This window comes from Bombilactobacillus bombi, assembly GCF_013607485.1.
Taxonomy (GTDB): Bacteria; Bacillota; Bacilli; order Lactobacillales; family Lactobacillaceae; genus Bombilactobacillus; species Bombilactobacillus bombi_A.
Window position 1 is genome coordinate 48228 of the sequence record NZ_SCHP01000005.1, and the last position, 23567, is coordinate 71794.

General features: G+C 36.8%; 22 protein-coding genes, 1 pseudogene and 1 other annotated feature. Of the genes and pseudogenes, 7 read left to right on the forward strand and 16 right to left on the reverse strand.

Annotation, left to right across the window (positions count from 1 at the left end):
* Positions 1 to 11 precede the first annotated feature (11 nt).
* Positions 12 to 755 carry a DeoR/GlpR family DNA-binding transcription regulator gene (locus tag EQ827_RS02475; protein WP_181189399.1) on the reverse strand — a complete coding sequence of 248 codons (744 nt, stop codon included), beginning with the start codon at positions 753 to 755 and terminating at the stop codon, positions 12 to 14.
* Between the two features lie 156 nt (positions 756 to 911).
* Between EQ827_RS02475 and EQ827_RS02480 the strand changes: the two genes are divergently transcribed.
* From EQ827_RS02480 to EQ827_RS02495, 4 genes are all read left to right on the forward strand, one after another.
* Entirely contained in the window at positions 912 to 1379 is a 468-nt protein-coding gene (locus EQ827_RS02480) for a PTS sugar transporter subunit IIA (RefSeq protein ID WP_181189400.1), read from the forward strand.
* Positions 1379 to 1696: a PTS galactitol transporter subunit IIB gene (locus EQ827_RS02485; protein WP_181189401.1), complete on the forward strand. Its 318-nt coding sequence runs from the start codon at positions 1379 to 1381 to the stop codon at positions 1694 to 1696. The genes EQ827_RS02480 and EQ827_RS02485 overlap by 1 nt, the downstream gene beginning before the upstream one ends.
* Positions 1697 to 1732: 36 nt before the next feature.
* On the forward strand, positions 1733 to 3097 hold the full coding sequence (locus EQ827_RS02490) for a PTS galactitol transporter subunit IIC (protein WP_181189402.1): 1365 nt from the start codon (positions 1733 to 1735) through the stop codon (positions 3095 to 3097).
* Positions 3098 to 3311: 214 nt separating this feature from the next.
* Positions 3312 to 4082 (forward strand): class II aldolase/adducin family protein, encoded by a 771-nt coding sequence (locus tag EQ827_RS02495; protein WP_181189403.1) that lies wholly within the window; start codon positions 3312 to 3314, stop codon positions 4080 to 4082.
* 178 nt (positions 4083 to 4260) lie between these two features.
* On the opposite strand, the gene EQ827_RS02500 is transcribed toward EQ827_RS02495, so the two are convergent.
* Positions 4261 to 5610 (reverse strand): uracil-xanthine permease family protein, encoded by a 1350-nt coding sequence (locus EQ827_RS02500; protein ID WP_181189404.1) that lies wholly within the window; start codon positions 5608 to 5610, stop codon positions 4261 to 4263.
* Positions 5594 to 6781 carry an amidohydrolase family protein gene (locus EQ827_RS02505; RefSeq protein WP_219912616.1) on the reverse strand — a complete coding sequence of 396 codons (1188 nt, stop codon included), beginning with the start codon at positions 6779 to 6781 and terminating at the stop codon, positions 5594 to 5596. Before EQ827_RS02505 ends, EQ827_RS02500 begins: the two co-directional genes overlap by 17 nt.
* A 379-nt stretch (positions 6782 to 7160) precedes the next feature.
* Between EQ827_RS02505 and EQ827_RS02510 the strand changes: the two genes are divergently transcribed.
* On the forward strand, positions 7161 to 7856 hold the full coding sequence (locus EQ827_RS02510) for a GTP pyrophosphokinase (protein WP_181189405.1): 696 nt from the start codon (positions 7161 to 7163) through the stop codon (positions 7854 to 7856).
* Positions 7857 to 7937: 81 nt separating this feature from the next.
* Here EQ827_RS02510 and EQ827_RS02515 read toward each other — a convergent pair whose 3' ends face one another.
* The 11 genes from EQ827_RS02515 to EQ827_RS02565 form a co-directional block, all read right to left on the reverse strand.
* On the reverse strand, positions 7938 to 10406 hold the full coding sequence (locus EQ827_RS02515; RefSeq protein ID WP_181189406.1) for a YhgE/Pip domain-containing protein: 2469 nt from the start codon (positions 10404 to 10406) through the stop codon (positions 7938 to 7940).
* The gene (locus EQ827_RS02520) at positions 10403 to 11002 is read right to left on the reverse strand and encodes a TetR/AcrR family transcriptional regulator (protein ID WP_309109326.1); all 600 of its coding nucleotides are present in this window, start codon (positions 11000 to 11002) and stop codon (positions 10403 to 10405) included. Before EQ827_RS02520 ends, EQ827_RS02515 begins: the two co-directional genes overlap by 4 nt.
* A 256-nt stretch (positions 11003 to 11258) precedes the next feature.
* A complete protein-coding gene (locus EQ827_RS02525; protein ID WP_181189408.1) occupies positions 11259 to 12014 on the reverse strand; it encodes a DUF1129 family protein in 756 nt (251 codons plus the stop codon).
* An 11-nt stretch (positions 12015 to 12025) separates the two neighbouring features.
* The gene (gene ychF / locus EQ827_RS02530) at positions 12026 to 13126 is read right to left on the reverse strand and encodes a redox-regulated ATPase YchF (protein WP_181189409.1); all 1101 of its coding nucleotides are present in this window, start codon (positions 13124 to 13126) and stop codon (positions 12026 to 12028) included.
* A gap of 14 nt (positions 13127 to 13140) precedes the next feature.
* Positions 13141 to 13392, reverse strand: coding sequence for a DUF951 domain-containing protein (locus tag EQ827_RS02535; RefSeq protein ID WP_181189410.1), 252 nt, complete (start codon positions 13390 to 13392; stop codon positions 13141 to 13143).
* Positions 13393 to 13403: 11 nt separating this feature from the next.
* Positions 13404 to 14267 carry a ParB/RepB/Spo0J family partition protein gene (locus EQ827_RS02540; RefSeq protein ID WP_181189411.1) on the reverse strand — a complete coding sequence of 288 codons (864 nt, stop codon included), beginning with the start codon at positions 14265 to 14267 and terminating at the stop codon, positions 13404 to 13406.
* Positions 14260 to 15024: a ParA family protein gene (locus tag EQ827_RS02545; RefSeq protein WP_181189412.1), complete on the reverse strand. Its 765-nt coding sequence runs from the start codon at positions 15022 to 15024 to the stop codon at positions 14260 to 14262. The genes EQ827_RS02540 and EQ827_RS02545 overlap by 8 nt, the downstream gene beginning before the upstream one ends.
* The gene (locus EQ827_RS02550; protein WP_181189413.1) at positions 15017 to 15856 is read right to left on the reverse strand and encodes a ParB/RepB/Spo0J family partition protein; all 840 of its coding nucleotides are present in this window, start codon (positions 15854 to 15856) and stop codon (positions 15017 to 15019) included. Before EQ827_RS02550 ends, EQ827_RS02545 begins: the two co-directional genes overlap by 8 nt.
* A 10-nt stretch (positions 15857 to 15866) precedes the next feature.
* Positions 15867 to 16583, reverse strand: coding sequence for a 16S rRNA (guanine(527)-N(7))-methyltransferase RsmG (gene rsmG / locus EQ827_RS02555; protein ID WP_181189414.1), 717 nt, complete (start codon positions 16581 to 16583; stop codon positions 15867 to 15869).
* A 339-nt stretch (positions 16584 to 16922) separates the two neighbouring features.
* A complete protein-coding gene (locus tag EQ827_RS02560; protein WP_181189415.1) occupies positions 16923 to 17528 on the reverse strand; it encodes a stage II sporulation protein M in 606 nt (201 codons plus the stop codon).
* Positions 17529 to 17542: 14 nt separating this feature from the next.
* Positions 17543 to 19513: a cation:proton antiporter gene (locus EQ827_RS02565; protein WP_181189416.1), complete on the reverse strand. Its 1971-nt coding sequence runs from the start codon at positions 19511 to 19513 to the stop codon at positions 17543 to 17545.
* Between the two features lie 98 nt (positions 19514 to 19611).
* Between EQ827_RS02565 and EQ827_RS02570 the strand changes: the two genes are divergently transcribed.
* Together EQ827_RS02570 and EQ827_RS02575 are read left to right on the forward strand one after the other, a co-directional pair.
* Positions 19612 to 21138 (forward strand): ClC family H(+)/Cl(-) exchange transporter, encoded by a 1527-nt coding sequence (locus EQ827_RS02570; RefSeq protein ID WP_181189417.1) that lies wholly within the window; start codon positions 19612 to 19614, stop codon positions 21136 to 21138.
* Positions 21138 to 21653: a GNAT family N-acetyltransferase gene (locus tag EQ827_RS02575; RefSeq protein ID WP_181189418.1), complete on the forward strand. Its 516-nt coding sequence runs from the start codon at positions 21138 to 21140 to the stop codon at positions 21651 to 21653. The genes EQ827_RS02570 and EQ827_RS02575 overlap by 1 nt, the downstream gene beginning before the upstream one ends.
* Positions 21654 to 21825: 172 nt before the next feature.
* Here EQ827_RS02575 and asnA read toward each other — a convergent pair whose 3' ends face one another.
* On the reverse strand, positions 21826 to 22833 hold the full coding sequence (gene asnA, locus EQ827_RS02580) for an aspartate--ammonia ligase (protein ID WP_181189419.1): 1008 nt from the start codon (positions 22831 to 22833) through the stop codon (positions 21826 to 21828).
* Between the two features lie 44 nt (positions 22834 to 22877).
* Positions 22878 to 23115 (reverse strand) — a binding site (T-box leader).
* A gap of 335 nt (positions 23116 to 23450) precedes the next feature.
* Positions 23451 to 23567 (reverse strand): annotated as a pseudogene (locus tag EQ827_RS09310) (IS982 family transposase); the annotation flags it as partial.

The following is a 23567-nucleotide window of genomic DNA, read 5'->3' on the forward strand; positions in this document are numbered from 1 at the left end:
AATCTTCTCCTCTAATGAATAATTTTTACATAGTGTGAATACTTTTTATAATCTATGTCATTAATGCCACTATCTGTCACAAAAAAATCAAAATTAGATAAGTCTTGAAAAGTAATAATATCTGAATGATTAAGTTTTGTATGATCTGCAACAATAACTGATGTTTGTGCGTGATCAAAGGCTATGTTCTGGATATTACCTTCGCTCATCATACTAGTAGTTACATGATTATTATTAATACCGTTAGTAGAACAAATCGCAAAATCCAAATTCAATCCTTTAAACATCGATTCGGCTTTTTTTCCTAAAAATTCTTCAGTATTGCGATGTAATTCACCGCCTGTTAGAAATATACGACAATCGCTATTAATAAGTTCCGTAAATGCAGGTAGACTATTTGTTACAAAAGTTGCCTTTTTCTTAGATAAATAAGGAACGGCTAAAAGAATGGTTGTCCCAGCTCCTAAATAAACTGTTGAATTATCAGGAATTAGTGTTGCCAAATGTTGAGCAATTTCCTTTTTTTCTGTAATATTACGTTTTAATTTTTCATTTGTGGAAAATTCAATCTGTTTATTACTTTGGGCTCCTCCATATATTCTTGTTAATTTACCATCATTTTCTAATTTCTTTAAATCACGTCTTATAGTCATCGACGAAACTTGTAAAGCTTTAGCAATGTCATTAGTAGACATAAAACCAGATTGGTCAACTAAAGCATGTATCTTACTTAGACGCTCTTCTTGTAATCCCATTTTATCACTTCTTTTATTAATATTTGTTACTTATGGTTTAAATTATAACAAAGATAAACATTTTAAGATATATTTTGTTTAACTTTGTTTACATATGGTTGACATTGTTATAAATAATGCTATACTGTAATCGTATCCAAAGAAAGGAGGGAAATTATGGAAAACAATATGTTTCAACCAAATTTGATAGATTTATCAATTGATGTTAATGAAGAGCTACAATTATTTGATTTAATAGGGAGCCGTGTAATTGAATCAAAATTTGCAAAATTGGGGTACATATCTAATTTAGCAAAACGCGAACTATCATATCCAACTGGATTAAAATTTAAAAACATTTCTTTAGCATTACCACATGTAGATAGTTTATATATCGAAAAACCATTTATATATATTGCCAGAACTCGGCATCCTTTGTCACTTAGGCAAATGGGTGATTCTATTGAAATGGACGCCAGCAATTTTTTGTTTTTAGGAATTAAAGATAGTAAAAAGCAACCCGAACTTTTAGCAAATATTATGGCGGCTTTTCAAGATGACATATTTGCTAATAAATTTTTATGCACTAATAACGAAAATGCCATGTATAAATTGGTAAAGAAAAAAATTTTAGGAGAAAAATAATGAAAACAATTCTTGTTTGTTGTGGTTCAGGTGTGGCAACGAGTCCTCAAGTAGCTAATAAAATCAACGACTATTTAAATGATAAAGATTTAAGTGATAAAGCCAAGGCAACACCAAAACCTATAGAAACTGCTAAATCAACAATAGAAAATGATCCTAGCATTATTATCTACGTTGGTATTGCTCCTGCTGATGATGAATTGCAAGAAGTATTAGACGACCATAACGTAGTAGGAATGGTAGGTTTACCTTGGCTAACAGGTATGGGGCAAGATGAAGCTAACCAAAAAGTTGCTAATATTGTTATCAAAGCTTAATATATCCATTCCTTAAACAAGTTGAGGTGATTAATTATGGATTGGAATTCAATTGTACAAGCAATTTTAGGAGTTGGTGCCCAAGTATTGATTCCTATTTTAATTATTATTTTAGGCTTAATATTTGGCATGAAACCATCAAAAGCATTTTTGTCTGGGTTATACCTTGGTACTGGATTTATTGGAATGTCCATGGCAATAAATCAACTAACCCAAACAGTTAGTCCAGCGGCCAAATCTCTAGCAAAATATACAGGTATAAATTTGCCTGCTGTGGACTTTGGATGGACAGGTGCAGCAGCAATTACTTGGGGCTGGACCTTAGCATTTGTTTTCTTTCTTGTTGAAATTGTAATTAACTTAATTATGCTTTTAACTAAATTAACAGATACTATGAATGCAGATATGTGGAACGTCTGGGGTATTGCATTAACAGCATATATGGTCTATCAAATTTCAGGAAGTCTAATTTGGGGATTCATATGTGGGGGCATTCAGGTAATTATTTGTTTGAAATTAGGGGATATGTGGAGTAAAGAAATAGCTGATATGTTGGGATATGAAGGTGTTACTGTTACTCACATTGAAGCATTTACAGCTATATTGATGTTCCCAGTCAATAAATTAATGGATTATATTCCACTTTTTAATAGAGAATGGGATGCTTCAGCTCTTAAGCGTAAAATAGGTGTCTTAAGTGAACCAGTTGTAATGGGAGCTATTATTGGTTTGATACTAGCGCTAGCTGGACGATATAACATAGGAGACGCCCTTAACCTTTCAGTCACTGTTGGAGCTGTTATGGCTATTTTCCCAGTAATGGCTAAGTTTTTTATGGATGCTTTAACACCCTTTGGTTCTACCATGAGTGATTTTATGAAAAAACATGTCAAAAATAGAACCTTTGTAATTGGATTAGATTGGCCTATTTTAGGACAAAGTACTGAATTATGGGTAACAATGGTATTAATGATTCCTATTTCAATAATTTTTGCTGCTATTCTTCCTGGAAATACGATCTTACCTATTGCTGGTGTAATCAATTATTGTATTGGCGTCGGAGGTCTTTTACTAACAGGTGGGAATTTACTAAGAATGTTAGTATTAGGAATTATCTATGAACCATTGTTCTTATATGGAGCTTCTTATTTTGCAAATATTTTTACAAAATTAGCCAAAGAATCTAAAGCTATTAAAGTGCCTCAAGGATCTCAGGTTTCCTGGAGTTCTATAGAAGCTCCTGATTTAAGATTCCTAATGGCTTGGGCAGGCAAGGGCAACATCTTAGCTATTGGTGGATTAGTTGTACTATTGGTACTCTTTTTCCTTCTTTATCGTTACTTTAAGAAAAATCCAATACCTTCAATAAAGTATAAACATCCAACTACTGAAAAAAATTAAAGAGGTTACTAATAATGAATAGTAAAACAAGATGGACTTTTATTGCATTTATAACTTTTGCTATATTCATTATTGCAATTATTAGTAAATGGTATTGGTTAAATATTTTTGTAATTATATTAGGACTTCTTATTGATCGAAAAGGAACATCTGTTTTATTTCCCAATAATAAAAAAAGAAAATAGACAAAAATTAGGAGGTATTTAAATTTATTATGAAATTTCCAGCAGGACGCATTCCATTTGAATATGAAAGAGAAGATCTAGCAAAAGTAGTTCGTGAAGTAATGGAAAGACGTGATACTAATATTGTTGGTGGCAACATTAGTATCAAAGTTCAAGATGAAACGGGCAATAATTATTATGTAATGACTCCTACTATGATGTCAGAAGCATATTTAGGACATTTAACAGCTGATCAAATTTTAGTAATTGAACCTCATACTCGCAAAGTTATCTCAGGAAATGGTAAAGTTACACGAGAGATTAACATGCATGAAGCAATTTACGATGCTAATCCAGACATTAAATGTGTATTTCACTCTCATGCTGATCGAGCTATGTTTTGGGCAACAAGTGGTTTAAACATGCCTAATGTTACCGAAGCCACACAGAAATTAAAAGAAATCAAAACTCTAGATTGGCATCCAATGTGTACTGAAGAATTAGCACAATATGTTGCAGATGAAATTAAAAAATTAGGAGATAAAGCTTTACGTAATGGCTTTTTACTGAATTCTCATGGCACCTTATTCACATCAGGCGGAAAAGATATGGACCCATTGACTGCTCTGCATAAGTCTTTAGCCGACGTTGATATTACTGAATATAATGCACAAGTAGCCTATGATCAAACCGTTTTCCAAAAAATTGGTATTTTAGATGGTTATTACTCTGAAGATACTAAGATTGGTACTTTAGAAGATGTTAGAGAAGGGAAAGCACTCTATAATCATAAAACTTCCCAAAATAAAAAAGGTGACTAACCAATATAATCACCTTCTAAAAAACTTATACAATAAGACCATATACTATTTTTTATAAAAATACAACATCTAGATAAGTTATACGCATAATATTGTCCGGAATTTTAAAAATTCCGGACAATATTTGTGTAATTAAGGAACTTTTATAAATTAATACTGTACATGTGCCTTAATTCCATTATTCATCTTGCAAATTGACTTTATTTCTCATTATTTGTGGCTGCCAATTCAAGACAAGATTTAAAATGATTGCTGCTAAAGCTGCAATCGTAATCGGGGACTTTAAAAAGTATTGCAAAAATTGTGGTGCCTGATTAATAATCTTGGCTGGTATCAATACCAAAGCAAAAGTTAAGACCATAGGAATACCAATAATATAAATTTGATTACCATCAGCTTTCGGAATAGATTTAAGGCCATTAAGCATGATAATAATACATATAATTGAAAAAATACCACCAATTACCGCACTTGGTATCGCTGCTAAAAAGGCGGATAATTTACCAACAAATCCTAATATAATAAACCAAAATCCTACTGCTAAAAACACTTTCCGACTTGCAACACCAGTAATCGACACTACACCTGCATTGGTAGAATAACCCGTCATCGGTGTACTTCCTAATAAAGCGGCGATTAAACAGCTAAGTCCTTCACCGATAAGTCCACGATCCCATTGCTTTTTAGTAATTTTTGATGCTGTAACACTGCTCATAGCAAACCACGTACCCATTGTTTCAGTAGTTAACACAATGTAAATAATAACAAAAGTTAAGATGGCACTTGCTGAAAAATTAATACCATAATGTAAAATTGTAAAATGTGGCCAAGAAAACCACGCTGCATTTTGAATACTCTTCCAACTAAACAAGTGCATACTAGCAGCAGTTAAGGTTCCGACAAACATGGCAATGACAATCGAGCTTGCTTTTAAAAACTTTTGCAAACGTGCAAAATAATTACTCAATATGATTACTAATAGAAGAGCGAACATGGTAATTCCAGCTAAAATCATATTTTGATTCACATTGCCTGAAGCTTGAAATATATTATCGTTGAGTGCTGAAGGCAATAATGAAAGTCCTACACAAGCAATAATAGTGCCGCCAACGATAGGTGGAACTAATTTATTAACAATTTTTTGATAGATTCCACTAACTCCCAAAGCCACTAATAATAATGCTCCGACAACACAAGCTCCAATTACTGTCGCCATTCCTCCATGAGCGCCGCCATTAGCTAAATAAACGCCCACTACTGCTCCCACAGGTACATACGATGGTCCTTGTGACATCGGCATTTTCATCAACAAGCCTGTTTGAATTAAAGTCCCTATTCCACAGGCCAGAAATGCCACCTGCAAAAATCCTGTTTTTTGGACGGTTCCCATTGATAATAATCCAGCAATAATTAAAGGCGGAACGTACACATCCATCGCTAAAACATGTTGTAAACCTAATAAACCTGATTCTAAAAGTGGCAAATTGTCTTCGGGACCATAAATCAAATCATTATTTGTGGTTTTCACAATATTTCTCCTTACCTATAACAATTTTTCCTTGGACTAATACTTGATCAATATTTGCTTTATCCGTTTGATACAGCAATTTTTCAAAGCGTAATTGTGGTGTTTCCGTTTGAAAAGTTTTCCAATTTTGATGTACAATCTGCAAATCTGCATAACAACCAGCTTTAATCTGGCCAGTAGGCACGTGTAAACTCAAGGCTCCACCAATTGTTGCCATGTAAAAAGCATTTTGCATTGTCAGCATAGGTGCTTTTGTACCTCGAGTTTGTGGATCTAATTGCGCATCTACCCCTTCATAACGCTGATGAGAGGAAATAATAGCTTGACGAATATTTTGATAAATACTAGGACTGAATCCTCCCGAAATATCAGTTCCTAAACCAATTTTATTATTTCTTTCTAAAATCTGTTTCGCGGGTAAAATCGCATTACCAAAGTAAACATTTGAAATAGGGCAATGGGCTAGGCTGACTTCTTGACGGTGAAACAAGTCTAAATCTGCTTCATTTAATAACGTTCCATGTGCCATTACTGCTTTATCAGTTAACAAACCAAAATGATCTAAAACAGCCGCATCTCGTTGATGGTATTGCTGAAGAGCGTACCCATTTTCCCAATCACTTTCACTACAATGTGACTGGATAGGTAAGTTATATTGTCTGGCCAACCGCCCTAATCCTGCCAAAGCCTCAGAAGTACAACTTGGTAAAAAGCGAGGTGTAATTACTGGAGTAACAGCAATACGCGCTTTTTTATTTAATTCATATACACTATTAATAAAAGTTTTGGTATCTGTTAATGCTTGAGCCGCAGATTCATCTCGATAATTAGCAGGTGTTTGCTGAGGGTTATCCATCACAACTTTACCAACAAAGCCTCGCTGTTGGTATTTCAGACAAGCTTTAACCAGTTCTAAATTACCAGCATTGTGAACTGAACCAAAATAAAGTGCTGTAGTGGTCCCCTGAGCTAGCAATTCCTGTACTAGGTCCTCATAGACTTTTTTAGCAAAATCCGAACTTTGAAATTTACTTTCTAAAGGGAACGTATAAACATTTAACCAATCTTCTAAAGGAAGATCTAAAGCTACCCCAGCATTAGGCCACTGAGGCGCATGAATATGCAGGTCAATAAATCCTGGCAGTAAGAGCTGATCATTAGATAGCTGCATTAAGTAATCAGCCTTATTGGCTGCAGTTTTAATTGCTTCATAGTCAGAATTTGACGGCTGAACAATTTGTGCAATATAGCCTTGATGATCAATACAAAGTAAAACATTTTCTTGATATTCAACCTCATCAGGACTTACAGATGTGAAATAATTCCCTTGGATAACAGTTGCAAATTCGATTATTCTTCCTCCTTTTTTAGCGAACTATATTTATAATAATTTATTTTATGTTCGTGATATTAACATTGTAACAAATTATTTCCAAGATAAAAGTAATAATTTTAATTTTTCAGTAATTTCAGTTCTTATTTTTATGTAATAATTAAAGTTCTTAGCACTAAAAAGCTATATAATAAACACTATATTTGGAGGTTATTTTATGATACTAGAACGTAATAATCTGTTTAATGTCACACAACTGGAATCTCAATTAAAAGACTCACCCTTACAAGCTCAAATCCAAGATTTAAAGCAACTAACCTACCTCTATATGCTGCGACGGGCAGCTATTAAGGAGATTGGCACCAAATTAGAAAATTTAGATGATGAATTTTCTTTGATTCATCAGCATAATCCTGTTCACCTTATTGAAGAACGGATTAAAAGTCCTGTCAGTTTATTTGAAAAATTAGAACGCAAAAACTTAGATTTTTCCATTGAAAGTATTAATAAGAATATACTTGATATCGCGGGTATTCGCGTTATTACTAACTATTTAGATGATATTTTTCAGGTGGAACAAACCTTAATCGATCAAGACGATGTTAAATTACTCAAGCGTAAAGACTATATTAACCATCCCAAAGAAAACGGCTATCGCAGTGTCCACATAGTAGTAACTGTGCCGGTCTTCTTAGCCAACAACACTCATAAAGATGTTCCTGTAGAAATACAAATTCGCACCATTGGTATGGAAATGTGGTCTAGCCTAGAACATAAATTACGCTATAAGAATTTTCAAAGTAAAGATACCGCTAACCAACATGCCGCTAAACTAAAAGATTACTCACAAAAGCTTTATGATATTGAAGTTGGTATGCAGCAAATATCTAAAGATATTGAAAAAGGAGAATAAATATAAACAAAAAATCCGTAAAGGTTATATTTCAAACCTTTACGGATTTTTTAATAGATTAAACAGTTATAAAACTTCTAATTATTCTTCGTTACCAGTTTCAATCCGCTGAGTATCGTCAACAGCTAAATGTTTGGGTGTATCATATTCTTCAACAGCTTGCAATTTTTGATTGTCATCCAATTGCGAAATGCCATTTAAATGGATCTTTTGCAATCCCACCATTGCTAACCACAATAAGGCCAAACATACTAGTGTAATTGCTATTAAGACAAGTACCGCATTCGTAAAGGTACTAGTACCTAAGCCGGACGTAATTGCCTCCCGAAAGGCCATAATTGAGTGCGTCATTGGTAGATATGGATGAATAATGTTGAAGAAGCGATTAGTAACTTCCATTGGAAAAGTACCACCAGAACCACCTAATTGTAACATCAAGAGAACCATTGCTACAAAACGTCCTGGATTATCAAAAGTCATAGATAAGAGCATAATTAAAAACATAGCACAGAAGGAGAAGGCTATCGCCGTCACAAAGAACTGAACAACATGGTCAACTTTTAACCCGCCAACCATAATTAAGCCAGCTTCAATAATTCCCATTGCTAAAGCAACAACTGCTCCGACACTAACTTTACTTAAGAACCACTGTGTTGCCGACTTACCTGTTTGTGATACTTTACGGATTGGGTAAGCAAAGTTAAAGACTAAAGCGCCAACGTATAAGGCTACTGATAGTACATATGGAGCTAACGCATGACCATAATTGGGCACATAGCTGTAATTACGATGTTGTAATTTAGTTGGTGCAGCAAACATGTCAATATTTTTGGAATTAACCTTAATACCGTTAACCTGTTGGGCACCATCATTTAAGGCTAAGCCTAATTGATCACTACCATTAGCTAATTGTTGGGCACCACCTGTTAAAGCTGCAGAATTGGCCTGCAAAGCTGAAGTACCATTAGCTAACTGTTGAATACCATTAGTTAATTGATCCCCACCAGAACTTAATTGACTAATTCCAGAAGTCAGATTTGGCACCATTTGATTCATTTGGTTTAAACCTGAGGACAATTGTTGCGCGCCACCTGCTAAACCAGGTTGAGAACTGGTACCATTAACAGCACCTTGAATATTAGCTAAACCAGAATTCAATTGATTAATAGCTTGATTAGCTCCTGGCAAAGCAACACTTGAAGCTTTAGCTAACTGAGCGACACTTGATTGTAATTGCGTAATTTGCGTATTAACTTGCTGTAATTGTGGTGCTGCTTGTTGAATTTCTTGTAAATGAGCAGCAATCTGCTGATCGGCAGCACTCGCATTCTGTAAGTTAGCGGCCACACTTTGTAAAGCCGCTGCTATATCAGTTTGATTACCTTGGCTAGCGGACTGTGCAACTGCTTGTTGAACGGTGCTGGTAATTGTTGCTTGTTGATCAGCTGTTAAAGTATCGGGACCTAAGGCATTGATAACAGCTTGGGCAATACCATTAGCCGCAGCTTGCGGATCACTTGCTGATGTTGCGCCCGCACTTTGACTGATATTTTGTAAGGTTGTACCAGCTTCTTTTAAGTTAGCACCAATAGTTTGTGCTTGGGTGCCAATGCCAGTAATTTGGCCAGTTAAATTATCTAAACCACCTAAACTGCCGCTGCTGGCTTGTAGTTGCTGATTTAATTGCTGCAGACCACTATTAATTTGTGGTAAAGCTGCTGTCAACTGTTGTAATTGCGCTTGTTGATTACCAGAATTGCTGGCAGCTAATGCTGATTGCAACTGCTGCAGACCATTGCTTAATTGATTCGAGCCATTAGCTAATTGCCCTACGCCACTTGCTAAAGGCTGAGCACCTTGTTGTAATTGCTGTAAGCCACCTACTAATGGTGATACTTTAACGCTCAATGTCTGAACGCCGTTATTAACCTGAGAAACTCCTGCAGTATATTGATTTAAACCATTATTTAATGTTAAAGTCCCATTATTTAATTGATTAGCGCCGTTCGCCGCTTGCTTCATACCGGAACCTAAAACATGCAGTTGTTCAAACATGGCACTGGCATAAGCGTTAGTCACCGCGGAACGGATTTCTTTTTCTAAACTAGTAACCCCAATTTGGCTGATAACCTCGCCAATATAGTTCAAAGAACCATTGGTTTCATATCTCAGCTGCATTTTCTTAGGATGAGGCGACAAAACTGTAGCCGCATTTTGAGAAAAGTTTTCTGGAATTGTAATTACTGTATAATATTTTTTATCTTTGAGCCCTTGAGCGGCTTTCTTTTTGGAAACAAAATGCCAATCTAACTGATTATTCTTTTTCAGTTTTTTAACTGTTTGTTCGCCAACATTGAGCTTTTTACCCTCGTAATGCACTGGCCGATCTTCATTAACAACGGCGACCGGTAAGTCTTGGGTGTTGCCGTAAGGGTCCCAAACCGATTTTAAGAAGAAAATCGAATATAAAAAGGGAATTATGGTCATGACTACAACCGAGATTAAAATCAGGCGATTGCGGCCAATGAATTTCCATTCATTTTTAATCATTGTGATACTCTCTTTCTTTGCAGTTTAGTTGGTGTTTCTACAATTTCACTTAGTTGTAAATCTAATAACTCTTCAAATTGCCGCTGGCGCGTGACTCGATCAACGGGTAAGAAGCCCATGATTTCAATAACGGTAAAGCCTAAAACGGAGCTGATAAGGGTTTGCACATATGAATCGGCTTGCATATGCCGTAAGTGCACACTAGCAACCAATTTATTCAACAAATCCAAAACCCGCGCCGTTGCTTTAAAAAAGTCACTTTGATGACTAAAATTATGGACATCATAGATTAATTCCACCATTTTACCTTGACTTTCAAAGTAGTTATGGGCAATCTCTGCATAACGTCGAAACGCTGCTTGTCCGGATAATCCTACCAAACCTTCAATTACTTGCTGATACAAATCATCCATAAAAATCGTTCCTACTTGATCAATCAAATCACTGATGTTTTTAAAATAATTATACAGCGATTGCGAACGAATTTTTAGTGCTTTGGCCAAACATTGAAAAGTTAAGGCCTGCACCCCTTGCTCAAAGATGATTTTTTGAGCTGTCTGGATAATCTGTTCTTTACTAATTCGTTGATTGCTAATGTCTTTCGCCCCCTTTGCTCTGTAATCTCAAATTTACAAGTTGTAATTTTATACCGATTAGTAGAAGTTTTCAAGTGGAACGGCTCTTTTTTTTGAAATATTTATTTAAATTAAAAACAGGATTAAGACAAAACAATAATTGTCCTAATCCTGTGCACATTATTATCGTAAAAACCAAACTAAAATTGTTCTTCTGCAAATTTGATTGCATATCGGCAAAAATCTATCCTATCGCAGAATTTTGCATCTTTTGCTTTTAATATTTTGTTCCGGCTAATGTATTGACAGTTATGTGGTAATAGCGCCGAAACAGCCAGCGAATCCCATAAGCTGCCACTGCTAAAATGATGTTAACAATTGGCGGCAGGATTGGATTAAAGGTTGGCGGCAAGATATAAGTCAACATCGAAACAGCCCAAATAGCAATTAAGGCTAGAATTGAGTAAATTATAATTTGCCAAACTGACTTGCGTTTCTTTTTATTTTCTATCATTTGCTGATTAAACCAAGCAAATAACACTCCCCAAAGGGCACAGATTACAATAGTTGTTAGGATACCCATTTGATTGTTTCGGTTAGGATGTTTCACAAAAAAGCCCATCACCCCAAAAATAACCAAAAACATGGCAAACCAAAGTAATCCACCATCAACACTCAATTTCCAAAAGTCGACATGATTTTGGGCTTCTACCTTTTTATGAAATATTGCATCCACTTTGGTAGCCACGGTACCATAAAGCTGCCGCGCTGGTATACCCTTTATTTGATTATCAATGACTTCTTGTAAGAGACTATCAACTTGTTTTTGGGCTTGTTCGGGAGTTTGTCCATTTTCAATTAAAGCCTTATGCAGTTTAAATAGATAATCTTCATTACGCTTACTTAATTTTGCGCGCAATTCTTCCGGTGTAGCTTGCGCAACTTGTTGGGCAACTTGAGCCTGTTCCCGCTTTTTAGCTGCTTTTATTTGTTGTTTATGCTGCGCCTGTTGATTTTTTTCGCGTAGATCCATCTTGTCCTCCCCTAAACATTAAATCTAAATTCGATAATATCCCCATCTTGAACTTCATACTCTTTGCCTTCTAAGCGTAAACGTCCAGCTTCGCGGACAGCCTGGACACTGCCGTATTTATCCAAATCAGCAAAAGAGATAGTTTCAGCACGAATAAATCCTCTTTCAAAATCAGAGTGAATGATGCCAGCAACTTGTGGTGCTTTCATTCCGCGCTTAAAAGTCCACGCCCGAGTTTCAGGACCGCCAGCAGTAAAGAAGGTTGCCAGACCTAACAGGTGATAACTAGCTCGAATCAAGCGGTCTAAACCGGATTCCTCTACGCCTTCAGCTTCCAAAAAGTCCTGGCGATCACTATCATCTAATTCAGCAATTTCTTCTTCCGTCTTAGCTGAAATGCCAATCACTTCTGCACCAACTTTTTCAGCATATTGTTTTACTTGCTGATAATAAGGAGAATTTTCAGGGTTAGCCATATCATCTTCAGCAATATTAGCAACATATAAAACTGGTTTGGATGTTAATAAGAAGAGATTATGGACAATTTTTTGTTCTTCTTCATTAAATTCTACATCACGGACGGCACCGCCTTGTTCTAAAACCGGCTTAATTTTCTGCAAAACGGCTAATTCCGCCTGAGCTTCTTTATCTTTAGTACGCGCCACTTTTTCGACACGAGCATAACGTTTATTGATACTGTCTAAGTCAGCAATACTCAATTCTAGGTTAATAGTTTCAATATCATCAACTGGATCAATTTTACCATTCACATGCGTGATATTATCATCCGCAAAAGCTCGTACAACATGGACAATTGCATCTACTTGCCGAATATTTTCTAAAAATTTATTACCTAAGCCTTCACCCTTGCTGGCACCCTTCACGATACCAGCAATATCAGTAAATTCAAAAGTTGTATGCACAATTTTTTTGGCGGGGATTAACTCGTCAATGCGTGCCAAGCGGGCATCGGGAACTTCAACCATCCCCACATTGGGATCAATAGTAGCAAACGGGTAATTTGCCATTTCTGCTCCAGCTTTGGTAATTGCGTTAAATAATGTTGATTTACCAACATTGGGTAATCCAACAATTCCTGCGGTTAATGCCATTGTATTCAAACTCCTTAATTAAATAATTTTGGTAATTTTAATTTTTGGGGATCTAAATAAAACTCTTCTTGATCTTGTTTAACTTCATGGGCTTGCGTGATAATTTTTTTAAAACGTTTATTAAAATAAGAACGTTTTAACATAACCGTATGTCCACAGCCAAGGCAGCAAATTTTAATATCGGCACCCAGACGTGTGATTTCCCAGCGATTTTGACTGCAGGCGTGCGGCTTTTTCATCATGACAATATCTCCCAAATTGTACATAAGCGCCTCCATTAATTTAATGATATATTTAATAATTCTAATATACGATTCAAATCCTTGGTTGAAGAAAAATCAATTTGAATTTTGCCCTTACCATTTTTGGTATCCATCACATGAACACTAGTACCGAATTTATCAATTAGCTGTTCTTCTGTTGCCTTGATAAAGGGAGACTTATGAGAGCTAGTTTTTTTATTCGGTTTAGGTTGAGGCTGTGCGCCCATTTTTTCTAATTGGCGCACAGTTAAACCTTGATCGACCACCATCTGCGCCACTTGATCAATTTTAGCAGGGTCTTTAAAGGTTAACAAAGTCCGTGCTTGCGCCATTGTGAGTTTGGATTCCATTAATAAACGCTTAGTTTTGGCGGGCAACGTCAATAAGCGTAAATAATTAGCGATATAAGGGCGACTCTTGCCCAACTTTTCAGAGATTTGTTCTTGAGTTAAATGTAATTTTTCAATCAAGGTTTGATAAGCTTGGGCTTCTTCAATAGGATTGAGGTCTTCTCGCTGCAAATTTTCTAAGACGCCAATTTCCATCATTTGACTTTCGTCTAATTCTCGGACAATCGCGGGAATAGTGGTGCGTTTAACCATTTTGCTGGCGCGAAAGCGCCGTTCTCCCATAACGATTTGATAGCCGTTGACACTTTTGCGAACTACTATCGGTTGAAAAACGCCATTTTCCTTAATGGATTGCGCCAATTCTTCCAAGGATGCTTGATCAAAGTCTTTACGAGGTTGATAGGGGTTAGGCCGAATCTCATTTAAGTTAATTTCAATGACGTTTTCGGCGTTAATTTCATCAGTTTCAAAATCAGAAAAAATAGCATCAATACCGCGACCAAGACCGCTACGTTTTTTTTCAGTCATCGTTTTTTACTACCTCCTCAGCTAATTGTAAGTAGGTTTCTGCGCCCCGGGATTTACGATCAAAGTCAATGATCGGCAGTCCATAACTCGGGGCTTCGGCTAAACGGGTATTCCGGGGAATAATAGTTTTATAGACGCGATCACCAAAATAACTCTGAACTTCATTGACTACCTGACTGCCTAAATTAGTTCGTGCGTCATACATAGTCAACAATACTCCTTCAATCGCTAAATGCGGATTAAAGTGCTTTTGAACGAGTCGAATGGTGTTTAATAACTGACTAAGTCCTTCTAAAGCGTAATATTCACTTTGGACGGGAATGATAATCGAATTACTGGCAGTAAAGGCATTTATGGATAATTGTCCTAAAGAAGGCGGACAATCAATTAAAATATAATCGTAATTATCCTTCACAGTCAAAATGGCCTCTTTTAAACGAGTTTCTCGCGCCATCATCGAAGTTAATTCCATTTCAGCACCTGCTAACTGGATAGTAGCCGGTACAATATCTAAACCTGGGCGTTTGGTCTTACGAATGGTTTGCTTTAAGGGCAATTCGTTAATAATGACATCATAAATGTCTTGAGTCACATCGACTTTTTTAATTCCGAGGCCACTAGTCGCATTACCTTGAGGATCAATATCAATCACTAGTACCTGCTTACCTAATTCTGATAAACAAGCTCCCAGATTGATTGTCGTCGTGGTTTTCCCTACACCGCCTTTTTGATTGGCCAAGGAAATGATTTTAACCATGATGTTCCTCCTTTGTGACTGTAATAATCATTTGATATTCTTGAGCAGTTTCTACCTCATTATAAGTAAACTGAGCACCGTTTTTTTGGGCTAGTTGAAGAGCTTTTTTAATGGTATTTATATTTAATTTGGCATTATTAGCTGGTAAAGCTTCCAGCGTTGTCTTAGGATTTGAACTAGCTTGCTGCAAGTTTTGAACTAATTTTTCGGTAGCTTTGACGGTCAGCTTATTAGTGGTAATTTTCGTCAAAATTTTTTGCTGTTGAGCTGGATCTAACGCTAATAAAGCACGCCCATGTCTTTGCGAAATTTTACCCGCAGCAATTGCTTTTTGAACAGGTGCTGTCAGCTTTAAAAGGCGTAATTTATTAGCTACATAAGACTGGCTTTTACCAATTTTGCGGGCTAATTCTTTTTGCGGTAATTGTTCCATTTGTTCCAGCTGTACATAAGCTTGGGCTTCTTCAATGGGATTTAAGTCTTCACGCTGTAAGTTTTCAATCAGCGCTAAAGTGGCACTTTCTTGGTTAGTATAATTACGGACAATAGCCGGAACTTTGAGCCAATTCAAATGTAAAACTGCTCGAAAGCGCCGTTCCCCCGCAATAATTTCAAACTTTTGGTCATCATTTTGCCGCACGATAATTGGCTGTAATAGTCCATTAGCCTGAATTGACTGCGCTAGTTCATTAATCTGATCTTCATCAAATGCTCGCCGCGGCTGATAAGTATTGGGAATAATTTGTGCCACAGGAATTTGTTGCACTTGAGTCTGATTGGGCAGCTTATCAGTTAATGACTTACCATCCAAAAATCTCTCAAAGATTGACATACTTTTCCTCCTATAAGGGGCTGCGTGTGGGTATACCAGGCTTACGGGGAAATTTCTTCGGAGTGGACTGAATCTTTTTGACCCAGATTAATTGGCGTTCTCCGGCATCTTCTGGTAATTCTAACTTTTCTACCCGCTCAATCTGGCCCCCCAATTTATTTAGCGCAGATTTAGCAGAATCAATTTCTGTTTGGGCGTGAGCGCCCTTTAAAGCAATAAAATATCCCCCGACTTTTACTGCTGGCAGGCAAAGCTCTAATAAAACTGGCAGATTAGCCACTGCCCGAGCAGTAACATAATCAAATTGCTGTCGATATTGGGGCTGCTGGCTAAATTTCTCAGCCCGCGCATGCACTAACTTAGTCTGCGTTAACTGCAGCTGATCAATCACCTTTTGTAAAAAATTGAGGCGTTTATTTAAAGAATCAACAAGTGTTAAGTGCAGCTTCGGATTAGCAATTTTCAAAACAATCCCCGGAAAGCCCGCTCCTGTACCAATATCAGCCAAAGTTTGCGACTGTAACAGCTGGCGATCATAAAACAGAGGTGTTAATGAATCATAAAAATGTTTCAAATAAACAGCGCCTGTTTCTGTTATCTTGGTTAAATTCATTACCTTATTAGTTTGTTCTAAAAGCTGAAAGTATTGCTGTAATTGCTGCATTTGCTCAGCTGACAAATTAATATTTTTAGTAATTAAACTTGCTTGTAATTCTTGCGGACTCATTTTACACTCCTCACGTGAAACAGTATAATGTTTCACAGTCAATCCTAACCTAAACTGGCCCACAACGCAATCATCTTCCTTTGAAAAATCGGATATTTTTCTAGATAAATTGATCGCTAAATAACCTTAATTTTTAATTATTCTGAAAGTATTACGCCAACTTTTATATAGGACAGCTAGTAATTTGCAATTTTTTGCCGCCTTAACTTGAACTTAAAAAGGAACTGAAACAATATTTTTGTTTCAGCTCCTTATGACAAAGTAATTAAATGTAGTTACGCCACGCCATTTACCAGATTGGCAACTATGCCAGACTTTTAAATGACCTTTATATCAAATTTAGAATCCTGTTCCCCAATGTATAAGCTGCGGCGTAATGAAACTTTCTATTACAGCTGCCACAGCAATTAACGGAACTACCAAAAGAATGTACTGGCCTAATACTTTACGGACTTGTAAAGAATTAGTGGCAGGTCGGCGCTGAAATAAAAACTGCCGCCAAGCCCGATTGAGCTGAGCTGACAAGGCTACAGCCAATAATAAGGCTGACATTTCAAAAATGCCATGGGGTAAAATACCAACAATAAAAGCCAAGACAGCACTTTTCATCCCCCCAGTAATGGCACTTACTCCCAAAACAAATCCCACGGAAATAGAAGTCACCCCAAAAGTCAGCCAATAAAATCCTGGTAAAGGCACTAAGGACAACAACATAATTATCAGAGCCGCCCTTTCATTATTACCTAAAATGCCCCAGAACATTTGGGTACTAGTAGTACTTGAAGGCATAATATTTTTTAAAGACTGCATAATTTGGTGAATAGCATGAGGATAATTCCGGGCTAAACTCAAAGTCAGAACGCCAAAAACAATTGAGATGACTATAAAAGCTACCCAACCCCACTTTAAATATCGTTTTAAAATTGTTTGATTATATTTAAGCATATTTTTTTCCTTAATTAATCATCTGTAGTCATATAAACAAATTGATCAGTTGAAATTTTTTCATTCAAAGCTTGCACCAAATCAGGAGATAATTTTTGCTTTTGCGCTTCTTGTTGCACAAATGAATATTCATATTGAAAAGCTGCAATTAACAATTCGCTCTCGCTGGTGGTATTAGCATCTCGACGATTTAGGCGTTGATGACGCACTTCGTAGTAATGTCGTAAAATTCTAATCTCTGCCTTATTATTGGGCTGATGCATTCGGCGTAAATATTTAATTACTGCATGATAGCCCCAATTTTCCATCCGATAGACATCTTGTTGATAGTTGTCTGATTCTTCAGGAGCGGTTTTCTTTAAGCGATAAGCTCGCCACAAAAGATGCCGCTGGTTAAATAATAAGCGTCGAACAATTTCCCAGTTTAATCTAAAACGAAGCCACGGCTTTAGAACCATCTTACGCAAATAGAACAACTGTTTTAATTCATAACGCTGGGCGCTTTCCCAACTCACTTGATTATTGCGCGCATAATCATTAACAATCGCCACTTCTAAGCTTAACGTGCGCTGAAAAAGCTGCATAATTTTTTGCGCACTAGCATATTCTCGATGTCCTCTTTGAGTATTCAAAAGATTAATCACTTGGCTTAAAGTAAGATAGTCTTCGTTGTGGTGCGATTTTAACTCTTGAATCGCATAATCGACCATTTGCGTCAAGAGATGATTAAACTGTTTAATTGTATACGTGTTTTTTTGCCGCGGCAAAATTTGCGGTAAAATGATAGTTGGTACGATTAAACTAATCACAATAATGGCTTCAGCAATGAAAATTAAATCAGTTCGAAAAGGCAGAATTTTGCGACCCACTATTAACGGTAAAGTAAAGGCCATTGCTAAAGTAATGGTTCCATGTACGCCACTTAAAGCGATAACCCAGCTGTTTTTGCGATGTTCTTGAGCTGTAGCGGCAGCCACTTTTACTAAGTCCCATTGCGCCCACAAAAACCGCATCACGGTCATAACTACGTATAAACCGACTGCTAAAATTAAGAGCACCAAAAAGTGACTATTGCTAAAATCGGCCAAATCAAGCATGTTGCGTGGTAAGGTGACACCTAATAATACAAATACAAATCCATTTAACAATTGGGACAAAATTTCCCAAGTAGTCGTTAACACTACCTGATTACCCGTGGATGTTAAGCGCAGCTGCTTATGATAAATACCGTGAATAATGCCTGCTGCTACCACGGCCAAAATCCCGGATAAATGCAGTTCTTCAGCGGCTAAATACACTAAAAAAGGTGAAAGAACGTTAATCGGTAAAGTGACTGCTGCTACACTAAACGATTGCCTTTGAAAAAACAGCTGCAATAATACTAGTAATGAGCCTAAAATAATTCCTACAATTACTCCGCCGACAAAGACCACTAAAAAACGGCCGATACTACCGGACACCGAAAATTGACCAGTACTATAAGCAACGACAGCTAGATTCAAGGCTACAATACCAGAAGCATCATTAAATAAGGACTCATTTTCTAAAGTTTCCATGACTGGTTCTGGTACTTGCACATTAGCAGTAATAGATGATACTGCTACTGCATCAGTTGGTGTTACAATAGCTGCCAATCCCATCGCTAAAGTCGTGGGCAAAGCTGGCCAAAGCCAAGAAGTCAAACCGCCAGCCACCATAATTGTTACTAAAGCTAAAACAATTGCTAAGGAAATAATAGCTTTAAAGTTATGGCGCAAAGCCCAATAAGAAGTATTTTGACCTTCATTAAACATCAATGGTGCTAAAATAATCACAAAAAACATCTCGGGCTCCAATTGAAAATGATCAAATTGCGGCAGCCACGAAAGAATAAAACCTGTTCCAATTTGATAAAAAGCTAGTGGAATGCGTGGAAAAAATGAATACATAATATTTGCACTAACAGTTGCGACAATCAGCAGTAAAACGCTAAAAAATAATTCCATTAAAGACCCCACTTTCATGGATAACATTAGTTTAATTATAAAGTAAATTTTTATTTCCGTCAGCTATCAGAACATTAACAGCCAAAAGAGGTACTAAAATGCAGAGAAGACTACAAATTATTCATTTACAATTTATTCTCAAAGGATTACTAATTGGCTGTATAGTAGGAATAGTCATCAGCGCCTTTCGCTGGTCGATTGAACACTTATTACAAATATGGCAGACAATTTATCAAACTAGTCACCAACAGCCTTTAATTTTAGGGGGAATAATTTTAATCAATTTACTATTGGGGCTCATAATTGGCGGTCTGTGCCGTCAGCAACCTCATATTATGGGTTCCGGTATTCCAGAAGTAGAAGGCCAATTAAATCACCAACTGCAATTAGCTTGGTGGCCACTGTTGTGGCGTAAGTTTGTTGCAGGTATTCTAGCCATTGGTTCCGGACTAGTCTTAGGACGGGAGGGTCCATCAATTCAACTGGGAGCTGCTATTGGCCAAGGCTGGGGCGAAAAATCCGAAACAAATCCTGCTAATCAAAAAGTTTTATTAGCTGCGGGTGCTGCCGCCGGTTTAGCAGCAGCCTTTAATGCTCCTTTAGCCAGTACCTTTTTTGTGTTAGAAGAAATCTACCATAACTTTTCACCATTAATCTGGATGAGTGCACTGGCTAGTTCCTTAAGTGCTGACTTTATTTCCATGAATATTTTTGGACTAACGCCAGTATTACATTTAGGAAAAGTCCCGAATTTCCCCTTACAGCAATATTGGCAGCTAATCATTTTGGGAATTATTATCGGACTATGCGGTTATTTATATCAAAAAATACTGTTAGCAATGCCCAGTTATTATCACCGCTTTTTAGGCCGTATTCCCCGTTATTTTCATGGCTGTTTGGCTTTGATATTGATTATTCCCTTAGGTTATTATTGCCCGCAATTATTGGGCGGCGGTAATAGTCTAATTATTCAATTAAGCTCAATAAAGTGGTCATTAGGAGCTATCTTTGGAGTTTTGATTCTACGTTTTGTTTTTTCGATGATTGATTATGGGTCTGGCCTGCCCGGGGGGATTTTTCTGCCTATTTTATCCTTAGGTGCCTTATTAGGACTTTTGGTCAGCCAATTATTAATAAGCTGGCACTGGCTTACACCGTTATTTTGCAGCAATTTTATTATTTTAGGTATGGCTAGTTATTTTGCTTGTATTGGTAAGGCGCCTTTTACGGCTATCTTGTTAATTACTGAAATGGTCGGCTCACTTAATCATCTTATGCCGCTAGCGCTGACTTCCTTAAGTGCTTATGTGGTAGTAGATTTACTAGGTGGTGCGCCTATTTACGATTCCTTATTAGCAAAAATGGAATTGGATCATACTTTAACAACTTTTAGCGATAATAACCAGTTTTTTACTCTACCAGTTTTTAATAATAGTCCTTGGGCCAACCAACAAGTTCGCGCTTTACAATGGCCGCCGCACACCTTATTAATTAAAATAGAACGGGGTGAACACCTGCTCATACCTAATGGTGACACCATTATTCAAGCTGGTGATAATTTAATTGTTTCTACTAATCAGCAAGGATATCAACAATTACAAACTTACGTAAAGGAGAAACTCTAATGTCATTAACTTACTTACGAAATGCAACTCCCCATGATTTATCGGCCATCAGTCAAATTATTAACGATGCTAAAACCTACCTCTTTAATGCCAGAATTGACCAGTGGCAAGACGCTTATCCTAATCGCCAGCAGCTTGAAGCCGACATCTTGCATCAGCAAAGTTATGTTTTAATCGTGCAAAAGCAAATTGCCGCTACTGCCGTCCTTATGTCCCAACCAGAAGCTAACTATCAGCATATTCAGGGTGCTTGGCAAAGCTCGCAGCCTTACATCACTATCCATCGAGTGGCTGTCAGTCAACAATTTAGCGGGCAACATTTAAGTAGGATTTTATTTTCTAATTTAATCTCCATTGCTTACCAAGGTGACTGGCGCAATTTTCGGATTGATACTCATCCTGATAACTACCGCATGCAGCATCTCATTACCCAAAACGGATTTCAATATCGCGGCATAATTCACTTAAATGACGCGGCTAAAAGCCAGCGTTGGGCCTATGAATTGAATCTGTAAGTATTAGTTTGATTAAGGTTAGGAAATATTTTTTATGAATTCAGATCTAAGTTAGAACAAAAAAGATCCATCAAGGTAATATTACCCAAACGGATCTCATCAGATTTTTTAGACATCCTACTCTAAAAATCTCTTCCTATATATTAACTATTAGTTAAGTGTGCCTTACATCTTACAAAATTTGAATTTGATGCTGTGCACATTGATCTAACATTGCTTGCGGCCAAGCACTCGCTTGAACTTCTCCAATATGAGCCTTGCCAAGTAATAACATACAAATTCGTGATTGACCGATACCGCCGCCAATGGTATAAGGTACTTGTGCATTTAAGACCATTTGGTGATAAGGCAGTTGCAAACGATCTTGGGCCTTGGCTTCCTTGAGCTGTGCTTGTAAAGATTGAGCATCAACGCGTATTCCCATACTTGAAATCTCTAGGGCGCACTGTAATGGCTCATACCAGAAGAGAATGTCACCATTTAATTGCCAATCATCATAATCAGGTGCCCGACCATCATGGCGTTGACCGCTTTTTAGTACTCCGCCAATCTTCATCAAAAAGACTGCCCCTAATTCTTGGCAAATTTTATTTTCACGTTGCTTCGGTGTTAATTCCGGATAGCGATCTTCTAACTCTTGCGTGGTTATAAAATGAATTTTTTCTGGCAAAGTATGCACTGCTTGAGGATACTTATACCATACCTCATGTTCCATATGTTTAATTACTTTAAAAACTTGGCGTACAGTAGCCTTTAAAGTAGCTTCATTACGTTCGTCTTGGGCAATGACCTTTTCCCAATCCCACTGATCAACATAACTTGAATGTAAATTATCAAGATCCTCATCTTTGCGAATAGCATTCATGTTCGTATAAAGGCCTTCATGCATTTTAAAGCCATATTTCTTTAAAGCCACGCGTTTCCATTTTGCCAGCGAATGAACAATCTCTAAAGTTTGACCAGGTAAATCCTGCATCGTGAATGATACTGGCTGCTCAATTCCGTTTAAGTTGTCATTCAAACCTGTTGAATGTTCTACAAACATCGGTGCAGAAAGACGGGTTAAGTTTAATTCTTGACCCAATTCATCTTGAAAAGTCTCGCGAATATAGCGAATAGCTTCTTGTGTTTGCCGTACTGTTAATTTAGGATCATAATCTTTGGGAATTGTTAAATGCATAATTTTTCCTCCTTTATCAAATAAAAAAAGCCCTTCATCCCTAATCAAGGGACGAAAGACTTCGCGGTACCACCCAAGTTGCTTGTTAAAAACAAGCCACCTCACTAGTATACAATCATATACTGCCGTAAGTAACGCTTCGGTGGCGTCTGAACCTACTAGTATTCAGCTCAGAAACTTCAAAAAGTGTTATTCAAATGATTGCTATCCATCTTGAGCTCTCACTATCCTCAAGTCACTGTTGGGGCTTATCATTTTACTAGTCTTTTTGTTCGTTTTTATTTTATTGAAATTTATCATACCACATCATTTTAATTTTTCAACTATTATTTTAATTTTTTCTCATAATATTTTTAAATGATTAAAATTATTAACATTAAGAGTCAATTATTAAATACATACTGGCGACCAAATGCAGATGTTTAACGACATCAAATTCTAACAGCAGGTACGATAAAGCAATCACTACTAATTGTACACAAATATCTTGCCAGAAGAATTGTTTCTGTCAGTAATTCCTAATAGCACAAATCTTAGCGATAAACTATAACTCTAATAATAAATTTCACGTCCTAAAAATAGACATTATAATAAATATTCACCACTAACGCATGGTGCTAGTTAATTTTTCTGATAGTATCCACAAACAAACATTGTTCTAACCGCGTTTGAAATCCCGCTAGTGAACGCGCGCGATTGCGTTCAATATCAAAAAGATTGTTCCAGCTGGAGAA

Bases quoted from the DNA above. Each gene is read 5' to 3' on its own strand.
- EQ827_RS02560 (WP_181189415.1), bottom strand. From the start codon at position 17,528: ATGCTTAAATATAATCAAACAATTTTAAAACGATATTTAAAGTGGGGT.
- EQ827_RS02480 (WP_181189400.1), top strand. From the start codon at position 912: ATGGAAAACAATATGTTTCAACCAAATTTGATAGATTTATCAATTGAT.
- EQ827_RS02485 (WP_181189401.1), top strand. From the start codon at position 1,379: ATGAAAACAATTCTTGTTTGTTGTGGTTCAGGTGTGGCAACGAGTCCT.
- EQ827_RS02505 (WP_219912616.1), bottom strand. From the start codon at position 6,781: ATGCAGCTATCTAATGATCAGCTCTTACTGCCAGGATTTATTGACCTG.
- EQ827_RS02490 (WP_181189402.1), top strand. From the start codon at position 1,733: ATGGATTGGAATTCAATTGTACAAGCAATTTTAGGAGTTGGTGCCCAA.
- EQ827_RS02550 (WP_181189413.1), bottom strand. From the start codon at position 15,856: ATGTCAATCTTTGAGAGATTTTTGGATGGTAAGTCATTAACTGATAAG.
- EQ827_RS02510 (WP_181189405.1), top strand. From the start codon at position 7,161: ATGATACTAGAACGTAATAATCTGTTTAATGTCACACAACTGGAATCT.
- EQ827_RS02545 (WP_181189412.1), bottom strand. From the start codon at position 15,024: ATGGTTAAAATCATTTCCTTGGCCAATCAAAAAGGCGGTGTAGGGAAA.
- EQ827_RS02495 (WP_181189403.1), top strand. From the start codon at position 3,312: ATGAAATTTCCAGCAGGACGCATTCCATTTGAATATGAAAGAGAAGAT.
- rsmG (WP_181189414.1), bottom strand. From the start codon at position 16,583: ATGAGTCCGCAAGAATTACAAGCAAGTTTAATTACTAAAAATATTAAT.
- EQ827_RS02565 (WP_181189416.1), bottom strand. From the start codon at position 19,513: ATGGAATTATTTTTTAGCGTTTTACTGCTGATTGTCGCAACTGTTAGT.
- EQ827_RS02525 (WP_181189408.1), bottom strand. From the start codon at position 12,014: ATGGATCTACGCGAAAAAAATCAACAGGCGCAGCATAAACAACAAATA.
- EQ827_RS02540 (WP_181189411.1), bottom strand. From the start codon at position 14,267: ATGACTGAAAAAAAACGTAGCGGTCTTGGTCGCGGTATTGATGCTATT.
- EQ827_RS02570 (WP_181189417.1), top strand. From the start codon at position 19,612: ATGCAGAGAAGACTACAAATTATTCATTTACAATTTATTCTCAAAGGA.
- EQ827_RS02535 (WP_181189410.1), bottom strand. From the start codon at position 13,392: ATGTACAATTTGGGAGATATTGTCATGATGAAAAAGCCGCACGCCTGC.
- EQ827_RS02475 (WP_181189399.1), bottom strand. From the start codon at position 755: ATGGGATTACAAGAAGAGCGTCTAAGTAAGATACATGCTTTAGTTGAC.
- ychF (WP_181189409.1), bottom strand. From the start codon at position 13,126: ATGGCATTAACCGCAGGAATTGTTGGATTACCCAATGTTGGTAAATCA.
- EQ827_RS02575 (WP_181189418.1), top strand. From the start codon at position 21,138: ATGTCATTAACTTACTTACGAAATGCAACTCCCCATGATTTATCGGCC.
- asnA (WP_181189419.1), bottom strand. From the start codon at position 22,833: ATGCATTTAACAATTCCCAAAGATTATGATCCTAAATTAACAGTACGG.
- EQ827_RS02515 (WP_181189406.1), bottom strand. From the start codon at position 10,406: ATGATTAAAAATGAATGGAAATTCATTGGCCGCAATCGCCTGATTTTA.